We start from the raw sequence: 934 nt of genomic DNA, 5'->3' as shown, positions 1-934 counted from the left end.
TCTCACTCTTTTCCTCCGAAACATCGCCTTGTCCGCCCAGCACCTCGCTCCTACCGTTAGCGCGGCCCGGGCCAGCCCACCCTGCCGGCCCGGGCGTGCCCGCCGACGGCCGCGCCGGGCGGTGCTCCGGACATGTCGTCCGAGCGCGTACGGTGTCGGGCGTGATCAGGGTCAGCGGGGGGCTGATGGTACGGGAGGAGGTCCGGCTGCCAGGCCAGGTCGGTGCCGGGTTCGTCGATGCCGGCGCGCGCCGGCCCGCCGGGTTTCGGGCGGCGGGAGCGGCGTACCCATGACGAGTGAGCTGAACGTGACGAGTGAGCTGAACGAGGCGGTCGTCGCGGCGCAGGCCGGCGACGAGGACGCCTTCCGCTTCCTCTACCGCAGCCTCCAGCCCGGCCTGCTGCGCTATCTTACGGCGCTGGTCGCGTCGGACGCCGAGGACGTGGCCTCGGAGACGTGGTTGCAGATCTCCCGCGACCTACCCAGCTTCACGGGCGGGGAGTTCCGGGCCTGGACCGTCACCATCGCCCGGAACCGGGCCATGGACCACCTGCGCCGGCAGCGCCGACGGCCCTCGCTTCCGGTGCCGGTGCAGGCGCTCAACGACCTGGCCGGCGACGCCGACACGGCCGAACGGGCCGGCGAGACCCTCGGCACCGAGGCCGCGTTGGCGCTGATCGCCACGCTCCCGCCCCGGGAGGCCGAGGCGGTGCTGCTACGCGCGGTGATCGGCCTGGACGCCGAGAGCGCCGGACGGGTGCTGGGCCGGCGGGCCGGCGCGGTACGCACCGCCGCCCACCGGGGGCTGCGCCGCCTCGCCACGCTCATGCGCCGCCAGGACCTGCCCCTGGATGTCGCTTCGCGCGCGACGCCGCCGCGTCCCCGCCCTGGCCGGCCGGCGGCCGGCGCGCCCGTACGTCGAGCCGGCGGACGG

1 protein-coding gene is annotated in these 934 nt (G+C 75.6%); it reads left to right on the top strand.

The window, feature by feature from the left end; translation table 11 throughout:
- Window positions 1–289: 289 nt before the first annotated feature.
- On the top strand, window positions 290–934 hold a 645-nt coding region (locus MCAG_RS01730), incomplete at its 3' end, for an RNA polymerase sigma factor (RefSeq protein ID WP_007071272.1).

This window comes from Micromonospora sp. ATCC 39149 (assembly GCF_000158815.1).
GTDB lineage: Bacteria > Actinomycetota > Actinomycetes > Mycobacteriales > Micromonosporaceae > Micromonospora.
The sequence above is the reverse complement of the archived record's forward strand: the minus strand, read 5'-3'. Positions and strand labels throughout refer to the sequence as shown.